Here is a 16141-nt window from a genome sequence, read left to right on the forward strand (position 1 = left end):
TTATCAGTTAAGTAGGTAGGCACAATTATTTGTAGGATGGGTTAGCGGTAGCGTAACCCATGCGGGCGTTGGGTTTCATGCTTCAACCCAACCTACGTTTATTTTATATTTAATTCCACCCACCTACTTATCAGTTATCAGGGATATCAGGAGAAAAAAGTGTTCGACAAAAGCTCACGCCGAAGTCTCGCCGAACGTCCGAAGTCTCACGCCGAAGTCTGGCGGCTGACGGCTAAAAAATCGCCTTCATCTATTTGACTAAATTTTACATCGGTAAACGCTGAATATCTCGGTTAGAACCAATTACCACCATGGCTAAATCCTTGTGTAATCTTTCTTGGGGATTGGGGTTAATCTTGAATTTTTCCGCATTACCGACAGCGACAATATTTAACCCATAACGATTACGAATTTCTAACTCTGCTAGGGTTTTACCGTGAAAAGCTTCTGGGACTTTTAACTCGACAATACTATGTTCGGGATCGAGATCAAATCGTTCTAAGATTGATGGTCTAGTTAAACGGTGTGCTAACTCACAACCGGCATCATATTCGGGAAAAACTACTAAATCTGCACCAACTTTTTTGAGTAATTTTCCATGGATTTCTGAGGAGGCTTTAGCGGCGACAAAATTAACCCCTGCTTCCTTACAATTGAGAGTAGTAATGATACTTTCTTCCACGTATTTACCAATAGCGACAATCACCGTATCGGTTTCAAAAATTCCCGCTTCTCGCAGAGCGTTAGGTTTGGTAGAATCAAGCTCGATCGCATTATCTACTATTCGATCGGATAACGCTTGTACTACTAATCCTTCGTCAATATCCGTCGCTACCACTTGATAACCTTGGTTGCGTAAGGTTTCACAGACGGCGCGCCCAAATCTGCCTAATCCGATGACGGCAAATTGACGATTTTGGGGACGCATACTACTGAAAAATTTAATTGATTGCATAATTTTAAGTTAAACTGTTACGCATTTAAAATGCTAGTGTCAATGAGTGCCAGTAACTGATAACTGATATTAATTATCCCACTAAAAGGTTTTCTTCGGGGTAGTTAATAACTGTTGGTTTTGGATCGCCGATAATAGCCGCTATTAAAAGTATAACTCCCACCCGTCCCAGATACATCATAAAAACAATAATTAACTTAGAAATCGGCGATAAAGCGGCAGTTATACCCATAGATAGGCCGACAGTTCCAAAGGCAGAAACTACCTCAAAAAACAGTTGAATCATTTGAAAATCTGTCTCCACAAATGAGATAGCTAGGGTGGAGATAATAATCGCTATAACCGAACCAAAAACCACCGCCATTGACTTTAAAATTAACGGCGTAGGAATGCGTCTTTGATAGAGAGTAACTTCTTCACGGCCTCTTAAAACCGAGCGGGTACAATTATATAAAATCCTAAAAGTTGTGGTCTTAATACCGCCCCCTGTACCGCTAGGACTGGCACCAATAAACATCAAAGCCATGGTAATTGATAAACCTTCTACGGAAATTTTACCAATATCAATGGTATTAAATCCTGCTGTTCTCGATGTTACCGATTGGAACCAAGCGGCCAGCAATTTATCTTTAATTGATAAATTAGCCAAAGTGTCACCATTTCCCTGTTCAGTAAATAAAAAAGCCAAGGTTCCTATCACTAATAAAAATATAGTTGTACTGATAGCAACTTTATAATTAAGGGAAAAAACAAATCCTTTTCTTTTATATCGAAAGCGGTGAATAGACCAAGTGTAAAACTCGATAATTACCTGATAACCGATACCTCCAAAAATGATCAATCCTGTGATAGATAAGTTAATAATAATTGAAGACTGATAGGACATTAAATTATCTTTAAACAAGCCAAAACCAGCATTATTCCAAGCACTAATACTATGGAATAAAGATAACCACACCGCATATCTAAAATCATACTTTTGGGCAAAGACAGTTAACATAATCAAGGTTGCTGTTAACTCAAAAACTAGAGTAGTAGCAATCACTGATTTCATTAAACTTTGACTACCTTGTAGAAAAGGTCGATCAAAGGATTCTTGAATCGCTAACTTCTGTCTCAGGTCAAATTTTCGCCCAACTAATAACATTAAAAAAGTGGTAGTGGTCATATAACCCAACCCCCCCACTTGCACTAATAAAGCAATAAATAATTGACCCCAAAAAGAAAAATAAGTACCCGTATCTACCACTGCTAAACCCGTGACACAGACAGCAGAAGTGGAGGTAAAGAGGGCAACAATTGGATCATTCCAAGTGCCGCTAGTGGTAGAAACAGGCAACATCAACAGGGAAGTTCCCGCTAAAATTACCGCCATAAATCCCAAGCAAATTGTCCGGGCAATCGTCATATAAATTCCTTAGTGAAAGTAGCTAAGAGAAGATTGTTTTTGGGCTAACACTTCTTGATAAACTAACTGTAAGCGATCGATATTTTTACTGAGAGTATAAGAGTCTAAAACTCTTTGACGGGCTTTTTGACCTAAAATTGTGGTTAATTCGGGATGATCTCGTAGGACAGGCAAGAGAGTTTTTAATTGGGTAATTAGTCCTTTAGTATCTAGAACTATTCCCGCACCTTTTAACACTTCCCCATCGGCACCCACATCCGTAGCCAGACAAGCAACACCGCAGGCCATCGCTTCTAAGAGGGAAATCGATAAACCTTCCACTAATGAGGGTAAAATAAAGCCGTCAACCCCGCGCAAAATTTCAATTCGTTTATTTTCATCGCCGATAAAACCTAACCAGATAATACCATCTTCTTCTCCATAAAAAGGTTTGAGGGAAGGAGTCAATGGACCATCGCCAACAATGAGCAGTTTGCATCTACTCCCTAAATTAGTTTTTTTCCAAGCTTTCAATAAAGATTCTACATTTTTCTCTGGCATGATCCGACCGAGATAAATAAATAAACAATCGGCATTATATTGAGCTTTAATATGCGATAGTCCTGGACAATACTTATTAACATCAACCCCATTGGGAATAATGGCTAATTTTTCTTCGGGGACTCCCAATTTAACTAAAAAATCCCGTTGAGAGGTGGAAAAAATAATTACCTTATCGTAATTAGCTAAAAAAGGGGCGTGTAGTTGGTAGGTTAATAATTGGGTACTGGAGATGAGATTGCGAATTTTACTATCAAAAGCCGGGTGAAAAGTCGCCACCAGAGGCAAATCTAAAGACTCACAAATTTCTGGTAGCAGAAAATCGAGGGGAGACAGGGGTAAGGACGCATGAACTAAATCGGGTTTCAGTTCCCTGAGTTTATCCTGTAGAACCCGACTCGATTTCAGGGTGGGAATAGTATAGACTTGGGAACTATAGAGACGTGGCAGGGTGATTTCGTCGTAAAAGTCGGGCCAATCGCTTACGGTGGGTTTTTCGGAAGAAAAATGCAGAAAACTGACTTGATAATCTCGATCGAGCAGGGAATTAGTCACTTCTCGCCCATAGGTAACGTTACCGCAAAAAGGAGATTTTTTTCCTAACCAGGCAATGTGCATTCAGATTCTCTTAAGAAAAAGTTAATTTAGTCAAATATCAGCTTACTAAATTAGCCGTAAAATTAAAAGCTAATAGAGTACCTAAGCAAAATTAATTATCCATCTAAGTCCCCAGCTAAAAATTGCCCTTTGCAAGAGTGCCTATTTGATAGTTAAAATTCTCGGCTTTTTACTGATTGGCCGAGGACTTGCGACGACGACAACGTTCTGAACAGTATTTGACCTCATGCCAACAGTTTTGCCACTTTTTGCGCCAAGTAAAGGATAAACCGCAAACGGGACAAATTTTACTGGGAAGATCGGACTTCGAGACCTGACGTGCCATGATTAAAATTAAAAAGTCAAAAACTGCGCCTTATCTATGAGTGTAGATGAAAATAATCAGAGTTCCCCACTCGATCGCCTGAGAATTGTTTTGGTTGAACCGGCCGGAGCCTTAAATGTGGGTTCCACTGCCAGAATTATGCGGAATATGGGCTTAAGTCGCTTAATTATCGTCAATCCCGCCTGTGATATCCTTGCAGAAGAAGCGCGACGCATGGCAGTACACGGAATTGAAGTCCTAGAAAACTGTTCACGGGTAGCCACCCTTGGGGAAGCTTTGCAGGGTTGTCATCGCATCATTGCCACCACCTCGAAACCCCGTCACCTGAATACTCCCCTCGAAACACCCCGGACTGCCTTACCCTGGTTACTCACCCCTAACCTGGAATCGGCCTTAATTTTTGGTCCAGAAGACCGGGGTTTAAGTAACAGCGAACTGAACCACGCCCAGCGTTTTGTCGGTATTCCCGCTAATCCTCAATATTCCTCCCTTAATCTCGCCCAAGCGGTGGCGGTTTGCTCCTACGAACTGTACCAAATGGCGACGGAAAATAGGCTCGAACCCCGGTTAGAAACGCTCCCTAATGCCACTTTTGAGGCTCTAGAAGGCTATTATCAGCACTTGGAGAGCTTTTTGCTCAAAATTGGCTATCTTTACCCCCACACCGCCGCCGCTAGGATGGAGAAATTCCGGCAATTTTATCATCGGGCCCGGCCCACGGTGGAGGAATTAGCCCTGCTGCGGGGCATTATCGGTCATATTGAAAGTATCGGGCAACTTTTTCTCGGTCTTGATAGTCTCAAGGGCAAGAAAAAAAATTCTCCTAGCGATCGATAATAAATCTGGATACCCTTGAGGAAAACCGTGACTCGTCAAGTAACTCGTCGTCCCACCAAAGTCCAATCCGGCCCTGAGTCCCCTAGGTCCCTGGACTCAAACAATCAAAAAAGGTCTTTACCGGTTAAAAGGGCAAAAAAACAACGTAAACCTAACCTAATCGCTTCTTTTCTCCTTCAGGTTCTTCGCTTCTCTATCCTTGGTGTCGGTTTAGGTGCGATCGCTGGTACGGTTTTAACGGTGGTGGATCCGAGCAAATTACCCCTACACCCAAAACCCACCGCTACTAATTCCCCGACTCCTAAACCCGTCACCCCAAAACCGACCACGTTAGTTTTCAACGAAAATCTCAGCAGCCTTAACCAGAAATTACAGGCTTTAGTGGTAAAATATCCGAAATTACAGGCGGGAGCTTTATTTATTGACCTCGATAACGGTGCTTACGCTAATTTTCGCGGAGATACTATTTTTGCCGCCGCTAGTACGATTAAAATCCCCATTCTGGTGGCCTTTTTTGAGGATGTGGATGCGGGAAAAATTCGTCTCGATGAACCCCTTGTGGCCAGTAAGGATGTCATGGCCAGTGGATCCGGGGATATGCAGTATCTAGGAGTGAATAAAACCTATACTGCCCTAGAAACCGCCACTAAAATGAACGTAATTAGCGATAATACCGCTACTAATATGTTAATCAAGCGCATGGGCGGCAAAAAGGCTCTTAATCAGCGTTTTCAAGCTTGGGGTTTGACCAGTACGGTAATTAATAACCCTTTACCTGACTTGGAAGGAACCAATACCACAAGTCCGAGAGATTTGGTGACAATCTTAGGAAAAGTTAATCAAGGGGAATTGCTCAGTTTACGTTCCCGCGATCGTCTATTGAATATTATGCAGGAAACGCGCACCCGCACCCTGCTGCCGCAAGGTATCGAGAAAGCCGCCGATATTGCCCATAAAACCGGTGATATTGGCTCTATGTTAGGGGATGCGGGGATTATTGATATGCCCAACGGCAAACGCTATCTAGGAGCAGTGATGGTCAAACGTCCCCACAATGATAGTAACGCTAGGACTCTGATTCAACAAATATCACGCACGGCCTACCAACACTTTAAATGGTATCAATCTAAACCCGCAGCCAAACCGCAACCGGTCGCCCAGTCTTCTCCCTCTCCGAGTCCGGTCGTTAGTCCTAGTCCGGGTAATTAGCCCCTAGGTTAAATTATTTGCTAAAAGACGGGCTAATTGTTCGGCATTTGCCCGGGGGGAAAGACGAGGAAGGATTTTTTCCCCCGTGGCCAGTTTTTGACAGAGGACGGGGATTTCGTACTGATAAGCGTTAAACCAATCCTCTCGACTGGTAATGTCCCTAATTTCTAACTGCCAGTCCGGTTGACGGATTTTTTCTAGTTTCTCTAACAACCCTTCGCAAAGATGACAGTCCGGTTTACTGTATAAAATTAGTTCTATGGTAGTCATAAATATTTATGTTCATTACCCCCACGATTAGTCTCTCATCAACAATTCTACAAACTCCCACACCCACACCGACTTTAAATAATAATTTAGTTAATTCAGGTTCTCAAAATCTAGTCTATATCGGTGTGTTTCTTTTGGCAATTACCCTAGTCATGGTTATTGGTATTATCAATAAGAAAATTGAATACGCTCTCATTTTTGCCGCCACTCTCACTGTTATTTTAGTTGCTTTTTTCTGGTTTTTATAAGTCCTTCAACTAAGGGAATTGAGGGCAAACCCTCCTTAATAAAGATTAACGGCTCTCGTTGATTTACCTTCACCGAATTGTTAAGTAATACTAAATCTGGTTATTAAAAACTGATTATTTATTCCCCTTTTTGCATGAGTGCATGAGTAGAAAACGGGTTTCTCCGAGAAACCCGTTTTCTGTGCGTTACTCAACGGATTTAGTATAATTCGAGTTCAGACTTGACAAAAATCTCCCTAAGACCGAGCGGAAGATTAAGGAGTGCATCCCACATTTGCAGAAATACCGACAATCAGCAATTATCAGTGACTCTTAAATTGGTACAAAAATATGAACAATCGCGTGTAAGCATCTCACCGAAAAACTAATGCGCTCCGGGGTTTGGGTAGGGTCGTTTCATTATCTCAAATGTCATTCTCTCAAATACTTATCTGGCAACGTTTTTAGTCGATTTCTTGGAATAAATATCTGAAAATTTTTAAAAACGTCGTGCTTTGCTTGCCTCATAAGCGATTAAAGGTAGCAAAAAAAAGAATTAGATTCGGAGAATGAATCAGCCCTAGGGGTTTGGGGGGTAGAACCCCCCAAAAGCTTGGATTGAGTGATAAAACCGAAAGTAACGCCCGATTTTAGCAGAAAGTTTCCCCTTAAAAATCGCAACTTAGTCGATTTACAAAAATGAGATGCGCCCCAAGCAAAACGATCAGACTTATAATATAATTGTATTGATTGTGGCTTGTGGCTAGAATCACCCCAAATTGACTCAATGGGTTTATAAACGATGACAACCCTAGATATTGCTACCGATATTGTCTGTCCTCCCACCGATTTATGGAGTGATGAACCACCCGTGGAAAGTGATCTGCATTTACAACAAATTATTTTATTATTATCTTGTCTTGATTGGCTCTGGCAAGATAGAAACGATTACTATGCCTCGGGCAATTTGACTATTTATTATAACGAAAGGCAATTGAAACAGCGAGATTTTTGTGGACCAGATTTTTTCGTGGTTTTAGATACAGAGAAACGTCCCAGGAAAAGTTGGGTTGTCTGGGGAGAAGGGGGTAAATATCCCAATGTAATCATCGAAATTCTCTCCGATTCCACTGCTAATGTGGACAGAAAAGCCAAAAAGGAACTATATCAGCATACTTTCCGGACTCCTGAATATTTTTTGTTTGATCCCAATACTTTAGAATGGCAAGGATTCACTTTAATCGAGGGACAATACCAACCGATTACCCCCAATGAAAACGGTTATTTATGGAGTAAGCAACTAGGATTATATTTAGGGATTTTTGCCAATAAATTGCGCTATTTCACCGAATCGGGTGAATTGGTTCCCACCCCTCAAGAGTCGGCCCGACAGGAAAGATTAGCCAAAGAACGGGAAAGATTAGCCAAAGAACAGGAAAGATTAGCCAAAGAAAGAGAACAACAACGGGCGGAAAAATTAGCCCAAAAGCTGCGAGAATTGGGCATTAATCCCGATGAAATTGCTTAAATATCCAGTTGGGGGTGTTAGGGCAGAAACCATGGCGCAATTTTTTCTTAATTGCTAGGCATTAACACGAGGAATCCGAAGGTTAGCCCTATTCTTCCCTAGAAATCATGGCAAAATCTGCTTAACCCCCACTGATGTTATAATAATGACCAAGGGCAACAATCTTCAAATATAATTAATGCCATGGTGCAAAAAATAGCTTTTTTTAATCATAAAGGTGGAGTCAGCAAAACTACAACCACTTTTAACCTTGGTTGGATGCTTGCTGAGAAGGGCAAAAGAGTAATTATTGTCGATACCGATCCCCAATGCAACTTAACTGGTATGGCTTTGGCTAAAGAAAGTGAAGATAGGGAGGAAAGACTACAAGCAATCTACAATACTTACTCTAATATTAAAACAGCTTTAGCACCTGCTTTTGAGTCTCAACCGAGATTAATTGAAGCTGTGGACTGTATTCCTATTGATGGTCGTGATCGTTTATTTCTATTGCCCGGTCATGTGGGGTTAGCTGAATATGAAGTTACCCTAGGTATTGCTCAAGAACTTAGTGGGTCAATTCAGGCTTTAAAAAATCTCCCCGGTGCGATTACATATTTATTAGACAAAACTGCCGAAAGATTTCAAGCTGACTATATTTTAATCGATATGAGTCCCAGTTTGGGGTCAATCAATCAAAATATACTGATGACCAGCAACTTTTTTATTGTGCCAACCACAGCGGATTTTTTCTCGGTTATGGCTATCGATTCTTTAACTAAAATCTTGCCTAAGTGGCACCAATGGGCTAAGGCAGCTAGTGCTTTACCAATTCTCAAAACCGCCAACTATCCCTTCCCCGAAGTTAACCTACATTTTTTGGGAACTATTGTTCAGAAATATCGAATCATAGGTGGACAAGAAACAAAAGCTTTTCAAAACTGGATTAACACAATCGAGGAAAATATCGGCAATAAAATGATTCCAGCTTTAGAAAGAACTGGCATGATGCTACCGAAATTTATCTACGATCAGAATGGTGTACCAGCTTGCTGTACTCTAGTAAAAATACCTGATTTTAATAGTCTTATTGCCTTATCTCAAGAGCATCAAACGCCCGTTTTTGCGCTAACTGCTGAACAATTAGGATGGCAAGGTACAGTGTTAGAGCAAGCCCAAGAAAAACAACAAAAATTTAAAGATATTTTTTCTGACTTAGCAGACAAAGTTATCGGTCTTACCTCCGAGATTTATGCAGTTAGCCATTGAACAATTTCGCCTTAGTCTTGCCCGCGTTCGTGACTTGATCGCTATCCACAATTCCCTCAAATCTCAGACTACTTCCGCCCTAGATGTATCGGATATCCTCAGAGCCGCTTTAGTCCTGACTGTAAGCGCTTTAGATTATTATATTCACGAAGTGGTTACTCTAGGAATGCTAGAAATTTATCGAGGCCAACGTTCAGAACCTTCTCCCACTCCTAACAGTTCTCAATCTGCCTTTTCTCGTTTTAAAGTCTCCTTGAATGGCGCACGACAAGAACGATTGATAGCTATTAGTATTGGCTCTTGGTTAGAGAACGAAATTCAACAAAACTACGGTTCTTTTTTTGGTCAAGAATCTCGCTCAATTTCCGAGGTACTACCAATGATTGAAAATCTTCTCACCAACAAACTTAATAGTAATCATTGGCTAGAAGCTGAAATTAGAGAAAAACTCAGCTATGAAAGCTATCAACAACCGGACAAGATAGCGGAGGCCATTAGACTAATTTCAGCCAAGAAATTGTGGGAAGAAGTGGCCAGCAAACTAAATAAACCAGCCAAAGATATTAAAAGCCAACTTAGCGCAATTGTTGATCGAAGGAATAAAATCGCCCATGAAGCTGATATAGACCCGAGTTATGGCATTGGCAATCGCTGGAATATTGATGAAAATATGGTTAATGATGCCGTTACCTTTATAGAACAGCTTGTTGAAAATATCCATCAGGTACTTGAGGACATCCACTAGCCGAGAATTTCCCCGGCAGTCTAGTTATAAATACTTATAATTTCTCAGGGAATTATAACAATTATTAAATAATGTGTAGTTTTGTATACTGATGTCAGGAACTTAGATACAATATCAAGTGGCGTAAGATATATAGAGATTAGCTAGTGAGTCGGCATCAAGACAGTCAAACTGACCGGAAACGAGAAGAAACACAGTTCACTCCTTACAGTGCAGAAGCGATCGCTCAACAATACCGTTATAAACCTTGGCAATTGTTCGGTCGCGCTTTCGTGATTATTTGGTCTTTAGGATTATTTCTCCTCAGTCTCCTCTGGGACAAATGGACAAAGCAAGAAGAAGCCAATAAATACCGGCGTGCCAGCGAACTTAGGCAAATTCTCACCCGTTTGGGTCCCACCTTCATCAAAGTCGGTCAAGCTCTCTCTACCCGTCCCGACCTCGTTCGCAAAGACTTTTTAGACGAATTAGTTAAACTGCAAGACCAACTTCCCCCCTTCGATAACCACATCGCTTTTGCCCTTATCGAGACAGAATTGGGGATGCCTGTAGAAAAAGCCTATCGAGAAATATCCCCCACCCCTGTGGCTGCCGCTAGTTTAGGCCAGGTTTACAAAGCGATACTCCCCACCGGTGAAGAAGTAGCCGTTAAAGTGCAACGGCCCGGGCTGCGGGCGCTTTTAAGCCTCGATTTATATCTAATGCGCTGGGCCGCCCAAAAATTCGGCCGTTTATTACCCCTCAATCTCGGCCACGACCTCACCCTGATTGTCGATGAATTCGGCACCAAACTCTTTGAGGAAATCGACTATCAAAACGAAGGTCGCAACGCCGAAAAATTCGCCACCAACTTCCAAAATAACCCCGAAGTTAAAGTTCCCAGTATCTACTGGCGTTATAGTGGTCGCCGCGTCCTCACCCTGGAATGGATTGATGGCTATAAACTCACCGATACCGAGAACATCAAAGCTTTAGGATTAGACCCCAATAATATCGTTAAAATCGGCGTCACCTCCGGATTACAGCAACTCCTCGAACACGGCTTTTTCCATGCTGATCCCCATCCGGGTAATCTTTTCGCCACCTTTGATGGTCGCATGGCCTATATCGATTTTGGCATGATGGACCAGTTAGAGGAGGAAACTAAAGAAACCCTCGCCAGTTGCGTCGTCGATTTAATTAACAAAGACTACGAAAACCTAGCCAGCAACTTTGTCAAACTGGGATTTTTAACCCCAGAAACGGATATAAAACCTATTATTCCAGCGCTAGAACGAGTTTTAGGCAATGCCATCGGTCAAAGGGTCGGTGACTTCAATTTCCGCACCATTACCGATGATTTCTCCGAATTGATGTACGAGTATCCCTTCCGGATTCCCGCCAAATTCGCCCTGATTATTCGTTCCCTCGTCACCCAAGAAGGGGCAGCCCTCACCCTCGATCCTAACTTCAAAATCGTCCAAGTGGCCTATCCCTACGTCGCTAAACGTCTCCTGACCGGGGAATCGCCCCAACTGCGCCGACGTTTATTGGATGTGCTGTTCAAAGACGGTAAATTCCAGTGGCAACGCCTAGAAAACATGATTACAATGGCTCGATCGGAAAGTAACTTCGATTTACTGCCCACAGCGCAATTAGGCATCACTTTTCTTCTCTCGGAAGAAGGTCGTTATCTGCGTCGTCAATTGCTATTAGCTTTAACGGAAGATGACCGTCTCCATACCGCAGAAGTACAACGTCTCTGGGGTTTAATTCAAGGAGAATTGCAACCGCGGCGACTCTTGGATGTGGCCATGAGCGCTTTTCGGGAATTATCGTCTCAAGGTGTGGCCGCTGTCCTTCCGCGAGAAACCAGTTCGCGTTAAAGTGTTTAAGGTCATCATCGGTTAATCACTTTTTCTATGGATTATTATTTTCTGCCCCAACCGCCCTATTTTCTAGTTTTTGCCGGTTTATTTATCGGTATTACCTGCGGGGCCGCTTTTGAAGCTAGTCTCAAGCAAGTGGTTAACAATTGGTATAAAAATAAGGGTTCAGACGATCAAAATCTTTTGAAATCCAGTTCCTTACAAATTCCTTTTATTGGTATTTGTGTAGGAATCTGTCTTTTCCTGGCCTCGGGATTAGATATATTTATTCTCAATGGTTGGGTTGCCTACGCTATCTCTCTCCCGATGACTATCTTTATCGGTGGTTTGGTTTGGAGTCAGTTAGGGGAATTATTAGGCCAATTACAGCGCGGCGGTTCTAAAGAAATTGACCTCGATTATCGGGGATAATTGGGAGGCAGCAAACATTTAGGACTAAGATCATAGGTGTTAGCAGATAGGAAAGATCAACTCCCCCACAACTAACACCAAAACCCTAGTTATACCCAATTTCCCAGCTATTTTGGCCCGCGATTTTAGATGCAAAAACCTTTAGCATGGCATTGGCGATCGCTTCCTCTGCATCAGCGCACTGGTTCCGAGGTTTTTGCCTGCTTATTCTCCCAAGATGCGATCGCTACTTTACTAGAAAGTCCCTATCCGGGTAATTCCCTCTCCCGTTACTCTCTTTGTGCTGGTTCCCCGCGTCAGCTTTGGACCCCCGCACTGGGCGAAATTTTGCCCTTTTTAAGCAGTTTACTCCCCCAACCCCGATGTGATCATCTTCCCGATCATCTTCCCTTCCATGGTGGTTGGTTGGGGTGGTTAGGCTACGATTTAGCTTGGGAAATAGAAAAATTACCCGACAGGAAAGCTGATAGTCTCCCTTTTCCCGTCGCTTATTGGTATGAACCGGATAGTTTTGCCATTCTCGATCACCAAGCACAAATTCTCTGGTTAGCTGCCACTAAACCTGAAGATTTAGATAAATACGAACAATCTTTAACCACTAACCCCGATTTTGAGTTTATCGATCCCCATCCCTCTCCCTTAATCTTTTATACTTCTCAACTCGACTACGAAAAAGCTGTTAAAAAAGCCTTAGATTATATCAGAAAAGGTGATATTTTTCAAGCAAATTTATCCCTAAGATTTCAAAGCACAACTAAGGCAAAAGGATGGCAAATTTATCGCAGTTTACAACAGATTAACCCTTCTCCTTTTGCCAGTTATTGGCGCACCCCTTGGGGAGAAATGATTAGTTGTTCTCCCGAAAGATTGGTGAAATTAGAAAGAGGAATAGCCAGCACTAGACCGATCGCTGGAACTCGTCCCCGGGGTAAAACCGAGGCACTCGATCGACAATTGGCCGAGGAACTATTAACTAATAAAAAAGAACGGGCCGAGCATATTATGCTAGTGGATCTAGAACGTAATGATCTGGGTAGAGTTTGTGAATGGGGATCGGTTCATGTGGATGAATTACTGACGATCGAGCGTTATAGTCATGTTATGCACTTGGTCAGTAATGTTCAAGGAAAATTAGATAAAAAGTATCATGCTATTGATTTAATTAAAGCTCTTTTCCCGGGGGGAACAATTACCGGTTGTCCGAAAGTTCGTTGTCTAGAAATTATCGAAGAATTGGAACCGGTGCGACGCAATTTATTCTATGGTTCCTGTGGCTATATTGACCTACGGGGTCATTTAGATTTGAATATTCTCATCCGTACCCTATTAATGACTGCTCAAGGGAATTTAAACACCGTTTGGGGACAAGTGGGAGCGGGAATAGTTGCCGATAGCGATCCCGAAAAAGAATGGTTAGAATCCCTTCATAAAGCTGAGGCACAATTAATCGCTTTACGTTCTTTTTAATTGTTGATTTCAACAAACTAACCTATTGTTGCATCTAAAACCGCTCTTTTTACTTTTTACCTTATCTGCTATTTTGTAGGATAGCTTCCGATCTTGAACCCTATTCATGAATCAAATTTCTATCGCTGTTACTTTTTTTCTTAGTTTAGTCTTGACCTCGCTTCCCTTTTTACTTTTGGGGGCAGCCGTTTCCAGTTTTTTGCTTGTTTTCGTCAATAAACAGCGATTAGCGGCGATATTTCCCCGTAATCGACTGTTAGGAGCGATCGTTGGCAGTACAATCGGATTAATCTTACCCGTCGGACAATACGGCACGATTCCCGTCGCTAGAAGATTTTTATTAGAGGGGGTACCCCCAGGGGTGGTGTTTAGCTTTCTCACCGCTGCACCTACCCTAAATATCGTCACTCTTTGGCTAACTTGGCAGACTTTCACCTATTCTAGTATTTTCTTCTATCGATCGCTTTCGGTCTGGTTAATGGCAATTGTTATCGGAACTCTCTTTAGTTTCTATCGGGAAAAACCCCGCACCGATAGTGAAATTCCCCTAGAATCGAGTTTAGTTCTTTCTGGTAGTTTTTTACCGGAGGAAGCAGCCAGTCAACCCCTGCAAAGAGTCGGCAGTCTTGTTTATGAGTATAAAACTAGAGATAGGCAAGCTTGGCCAATTTCTGTGCAGTTATTTCTCGATAACTTTATCGATGAAGCACTGGAATTAGGGGGATTATTAATTATTGGCTGTGCCATCGCTAGTATCTTTCAGTTATTATTACCTCAGAGTCAATTAATTGCCTGGGGGGATACTCCCGTTACTCAAATTCTCGTGCAGTTGTTCTTTGGTTTCACCCTCGCTGTTAATACCAGTCTTAGCACTTTTGTCCCCGGTTCTTTAATTACTAATCTGTCCGTGGGTTCCACTCTAGCTTTTTTACTGGTCGCTTCCCTTATTGATATTAAAGCTTTTATCCTCCTCCTATCAGCTTTCCGTCCTAAAATCGTCCTTTATTTCGGAACTTTATGCCTGTTAATGAGTTTTTTAGTGGCTCTGATCCTCAGTTTTTATCTAGGTTGAATTCCTTCCGGGTCAAAAAAATTTTCTCTTGACAAAAGCCCCTTGACATGATACTATATTCATAATGGAAAATCCGTGCGCCTGCGAACCCTATTTTCCCAAGCATTTAAACTCTAACTCATCTTAATTCTGCTTGCCGGAGTTGCGACAACATAGTTTTATAGTTCTCACTCCACCCACCTACTGAGAGGTTCAATAAGCATCTTTTCGATGAATACTACTCAATATGATAATAAGCATTTCTTGATCTTGAATTTTGTAAATGATGCGATAATCTCCTATTCTAATTCGGTAGGTGTCATCATATCCTTTGAGTTTCTTGACTCCGCTAGGACGAGGTGTATCGGTAAGTAGTCTAATGGCAGTAATTAAGCGTTCGCGTTGTTGTTTGGGTAAGTTGTTTAGTTGTTTTTGAACTGGTTTCGGAATAATAACTCTGTAGTTCACGCTTGAGTTGCCTCATATTCTTCGAGGGTTAGATAGTCTCCTGCTTGATAAGCTGATTCAGAAGCGATTATGTTAGCTTGCTCTTCTTCTGTAATTTCTATTTCAGTATGTCTTTCTTTGATAAAGAGCAAAAAGTCAAGTAATTCAGTCAAAAGGGTGTCAGGTGTCTGCTCGATTTCTTTAATTAGTTGTTCTTTGAGTGTCATAGCTTTATCAGTCATCAGTCATCAGTTATCAGTTATCAGTGATTAATTCAATCATAGTTGATGATTGGTGGTGCGTTACGACGGATTGTTAGCTTGAAGTTAAAGCGGAAATTTTTGCCGTCTAACGTACCCTACATTATCTGGATGTTGTCAAATTTTCTCTTGACAAAAGCCCCTTGACATGATATTATATTCATAATGGAAAATCCGTGCGCCTACAAGCCCTATTTTCCTAAGCATTTAAACTCTAACTCATCTTGATTCTGCTTGTCGGAGTTGCGACAACATAGTTTTATAGTTCTCCATAATTGTTTGGGTATGGGGATGATTGTCTCCTAATACTTGGGTAGCAATCTTAATCGCTTCTCGATAGAGAGGTTCCGCTTCTTTGTACCTGCCTTGGCAATCGTACAATGCTGCTAAATTGTTGAGAGATTGTGCCACATTGGGATGATTGTCTCCTAAGAGTCGTTTTTTCAAATCTAATGCTTCTAGATAGAGAGGTTCCGCTTCTGTGTACCTGCCTTGGGAATAGTACAATCCTGCTAAATTGTTGAGGGAATTTGCCACATGGGGATGATTGTCTCCTAAGAGTCGTTTAAAAAAATATAAAGCTTATAGATAGAGAGGTTCCGCTTCTGTGTACCTGCCTTGGGAATCGTACAAGTCTGCTAAATTTGTGAGGGTCGTAGCGACTGGAGCTTGTTTGTCTCCTAATGTTCATCTATGACGATCGAGTGTGTATAAAAAGTGCGGTGGC

At 41.8% G+C, this 16141-nt stretch carries 17 protein-coding genes and 1 pseudogene; 10 read left to right on the top strand and 8 right to left on the bottom strand.

The annotated features are described in order from the left end of the window. Positions 1–265 precede the first annotated feature (265 nt). From ACE1AQ_RS15415 to ACE1AQ_RS15430, 4 genes are all read right to left on the bottom strand, one after another. Positions 266–955 carry a TrkA family potassium uptake protein gene (locus tag ACE1AQ_RS15415; RefSeq protein ID WP_008204462.1) on the bottom strand — a complete coding sequence of 230 codons (690 nt, stop codon included), beginning with the start codon at positions 953–955 and terminating at the stop codon, positions 266–268. Positions 956–1028: 73 nt separating this feature from the next. After that, on the bottom strand, positions 1029–2363 hold the full coding sequence (locus ACE1AQ_RS15420) for a TrkH family potassium uptake protein (RefSeq protein WP_008204464.1): 1335 nt from the start codon (positions 2361–2363) through the stop codon (positions 1029–1031). 9 nt (positions 2364–2372) lie between these two features. Next, a complete protein-coding gene (locus ACE1AQ_RS15425) occupies positions 2373–3521 on the bottom strand; it encodes a glycosyltransferase family 4 protein (protein WP_008204467.1) in 1149 nt (382 codons plus the stop codon). 169 nt (positions 3522–3690) lie between these two features. Then, complete coding sequence (locus tag ACE1AQ_RS15430; protein WP_002801262.1) at positions 3691–3846, bottom strand: DUF2256 domain-containing protein; 156 nt, start codon at positions 3844–3846, stop codon at positions 3691–3693. A gap of 36 nt (positions 3847–3882) precedes the next feature. Here ACE1AQ_RS15430 and ACE1AQ_RS15435 point away from each other — a divergent pair, with 36 nt between their 5' ends. Both ACE1AQ_RS15435 and ACE1AQ_RS15440 read left to right on the top strand, forming a co-directional pair. Next, positions 3883–4683, top strand: a complete 801-nt coding sequence (locus ACE1AQ_RS15435) for an RNA methyltransferase (RefSeq protein WP_008204469.1) — start codon at positions 3883–3885, stop codon at positions 4681–4683. A 27-nt stretch (positions 4684–4710) separates the two neighbouring features. Next, positions 4711–5892, top strand: a complete 1182-nt coding sequence (locus tag ACE1AQ_RS15440; RefSeq protein ID WP_008204471.1) for a serine hydrolase — start codon at positions 4711–4713, stop codon at positions 5890–5892. A gap of 3 nt (positions 5893–5895) precedes the next feature. Here the strand turns inward: ACE1AQ_RS15440 and ACE1AQ_RS15445 are convergent, their stop codons facing one another. Beyond that, on the bottom strand, positions 5896–6162 hold the full coding sequence (locus ACE1AQ_RS15445) for a glutaredoxin family protein (protein WP_008204472.1): 267 nt from the start codon (positions 6160–6162) through the stop codon (positions 5896–5898). A gap of 8 nt (positions 6163–6170) precedes the next feature. Between ACE1AQ_RS15445 and ACE1AQ_RS15450 the strand changes: the two genes are divergently transcribed. From ACE1AQ_RS15450 to ACE1AQ_RS15485, 8 genes are all read left to right on the top strand, one after another. Then, complete coding sequence (locus tag ACE1AQ_RS15450; protein ID WP_008204474.1) at positions 6171–6410, top strand: hypothetical protein; 240 nt, start codon at positions 6171–6173, stop codon at positions 6408–6410. Between the two features lie 781 nt (positions 6411–7191). Beyond that, positions 7192–7917, top strand: coding sequence for a Uma2 family endonuclease (locus ACE1AQ_RS15455; protein WP_110543351.1), 726 nt, complete (start codon positions 7192–7194; stop codon positions 7915–7917). Between the two features lie 183 nt (positions 7918–8100). Then, positions 8101–9165, top strand: a complete 1065-nt coding sequence (locus tag ACE1AQ_RS15460; protein ID WP_110543348.1) for a ParA family protein — start codon at positions 8101–8103, stop codon at positions 9163–9165. Then, on the top strand, positions 9149–9910 hold the full coding sequence (locus tag ACE1AQ_RS15465; protein ID WP_110543346.1) for a HEPN domain-containing protein: 762 nt from the start codon (positions 9149–9151) through the stop codon (positions 9908–9910). Before ACE1AQ_RS15460 ends, ACE1AQ_RS15465 begins: the two co-directional genes overlap by 17 nt. Positions 9911–10056: 146 nt before the next feature. Next, on the top strand, positions 10057–11775 hold the full coding sequence (locus tag ACE1AQ_RS15470) for an AarF/ABC1/UbiB kinase family protein (protein WP_008204478.1): 1719 nt from the start codon (positions 10057–10059) through the stop codon (positions 11773–11775). Positions 11776–11811: 36 nt separating this feature from the next. After that, a complete protein-coding gene (locus ACE1AQ_RS15475) occupies positions 11812–12189 on the top strand; it encodes a hypothetical protein (RefSeq protein ID WP_002734118.1) in 378 nt (125 codons plus the stop codon). A 129-nt stretch (positions 12190–12318) separates the two neighbouring features. After that, positions 12319–13656 carry an anthranilate synthase component I gene (locus ACE1AQ_RS15480; RefSeq protein ID WP_106908782.1) on the top strand — a complete coding sequence of 446 codons (1338 nt, stop codon included), beginning with the start codon at positions 12319–12321 and terminating at the stop codon, positions 13654–13656. A gap of 106 nt (positions 13657–13762) precedes the next feature. Next, positions 13763–14728: a permease gene (locus ACE1AQ_RS15485; RefSeq protein ID WP_110543344.1), complete on the top strand. Its 966-nt coding sequence runs from the start codon at positions 13763–13765 to the stop codon at positions 14726–14728. A 192-nt stretch (positions 14729–14920) separates the two neighbouring features. Here the strand turns inward: ACE1AQ_RS15485 and ACE1AQ_RS15490 are convergent, their stop codons facing one another. The 3 genes and pseudogenes from ACE1AQ_RS15490 to ACE1AQ_RS15500 form a co-directional block, all read right to left on the bottom strand. Then, positions 14921–15175, bottom strand: coding sequence for a type II toxin-antitoxin system RelE/ParE family toxin (locus ACE1AQ_RS15490; RefSeq protein ID WP_002760924.1), 255 nt, complete (start codon positions 15173–15175; stop codon positions 14921–14923). Then, complete coding sequence (locus ACE1AQ_RS15495; protein ID WP_046662445.1) at positions 15172–15381, bottom strand: hypothetical protein; 210 nt, start codon at positions 15379–15381, stop codon at positions 15172–15174. The genes ACE1AQ_RS15490 and ACE1AQ_RS15495 overlap by 4 nt, the downstream gene beginning before the upstream one ends. Before the next feature lie 252 nt (positions 15382–15633). Then, a pseudogene (locus ACE1AQ_RS15500) lies at positions 15634–16077 on the bottom strand (tetratricopeptide repeat protein); the annotation flags it as partial. Positions 16078–16141: the final 64 nt, after the last annotated feature.

This window comes from Microcystis sp. BLCC-F209, assembly GCF_041928595.1.
GTDB lineage: Bacteria > Cyanobacteriota > Cyanobacteriia > Cyanobacteriales > Microcystaceae > Microcystis.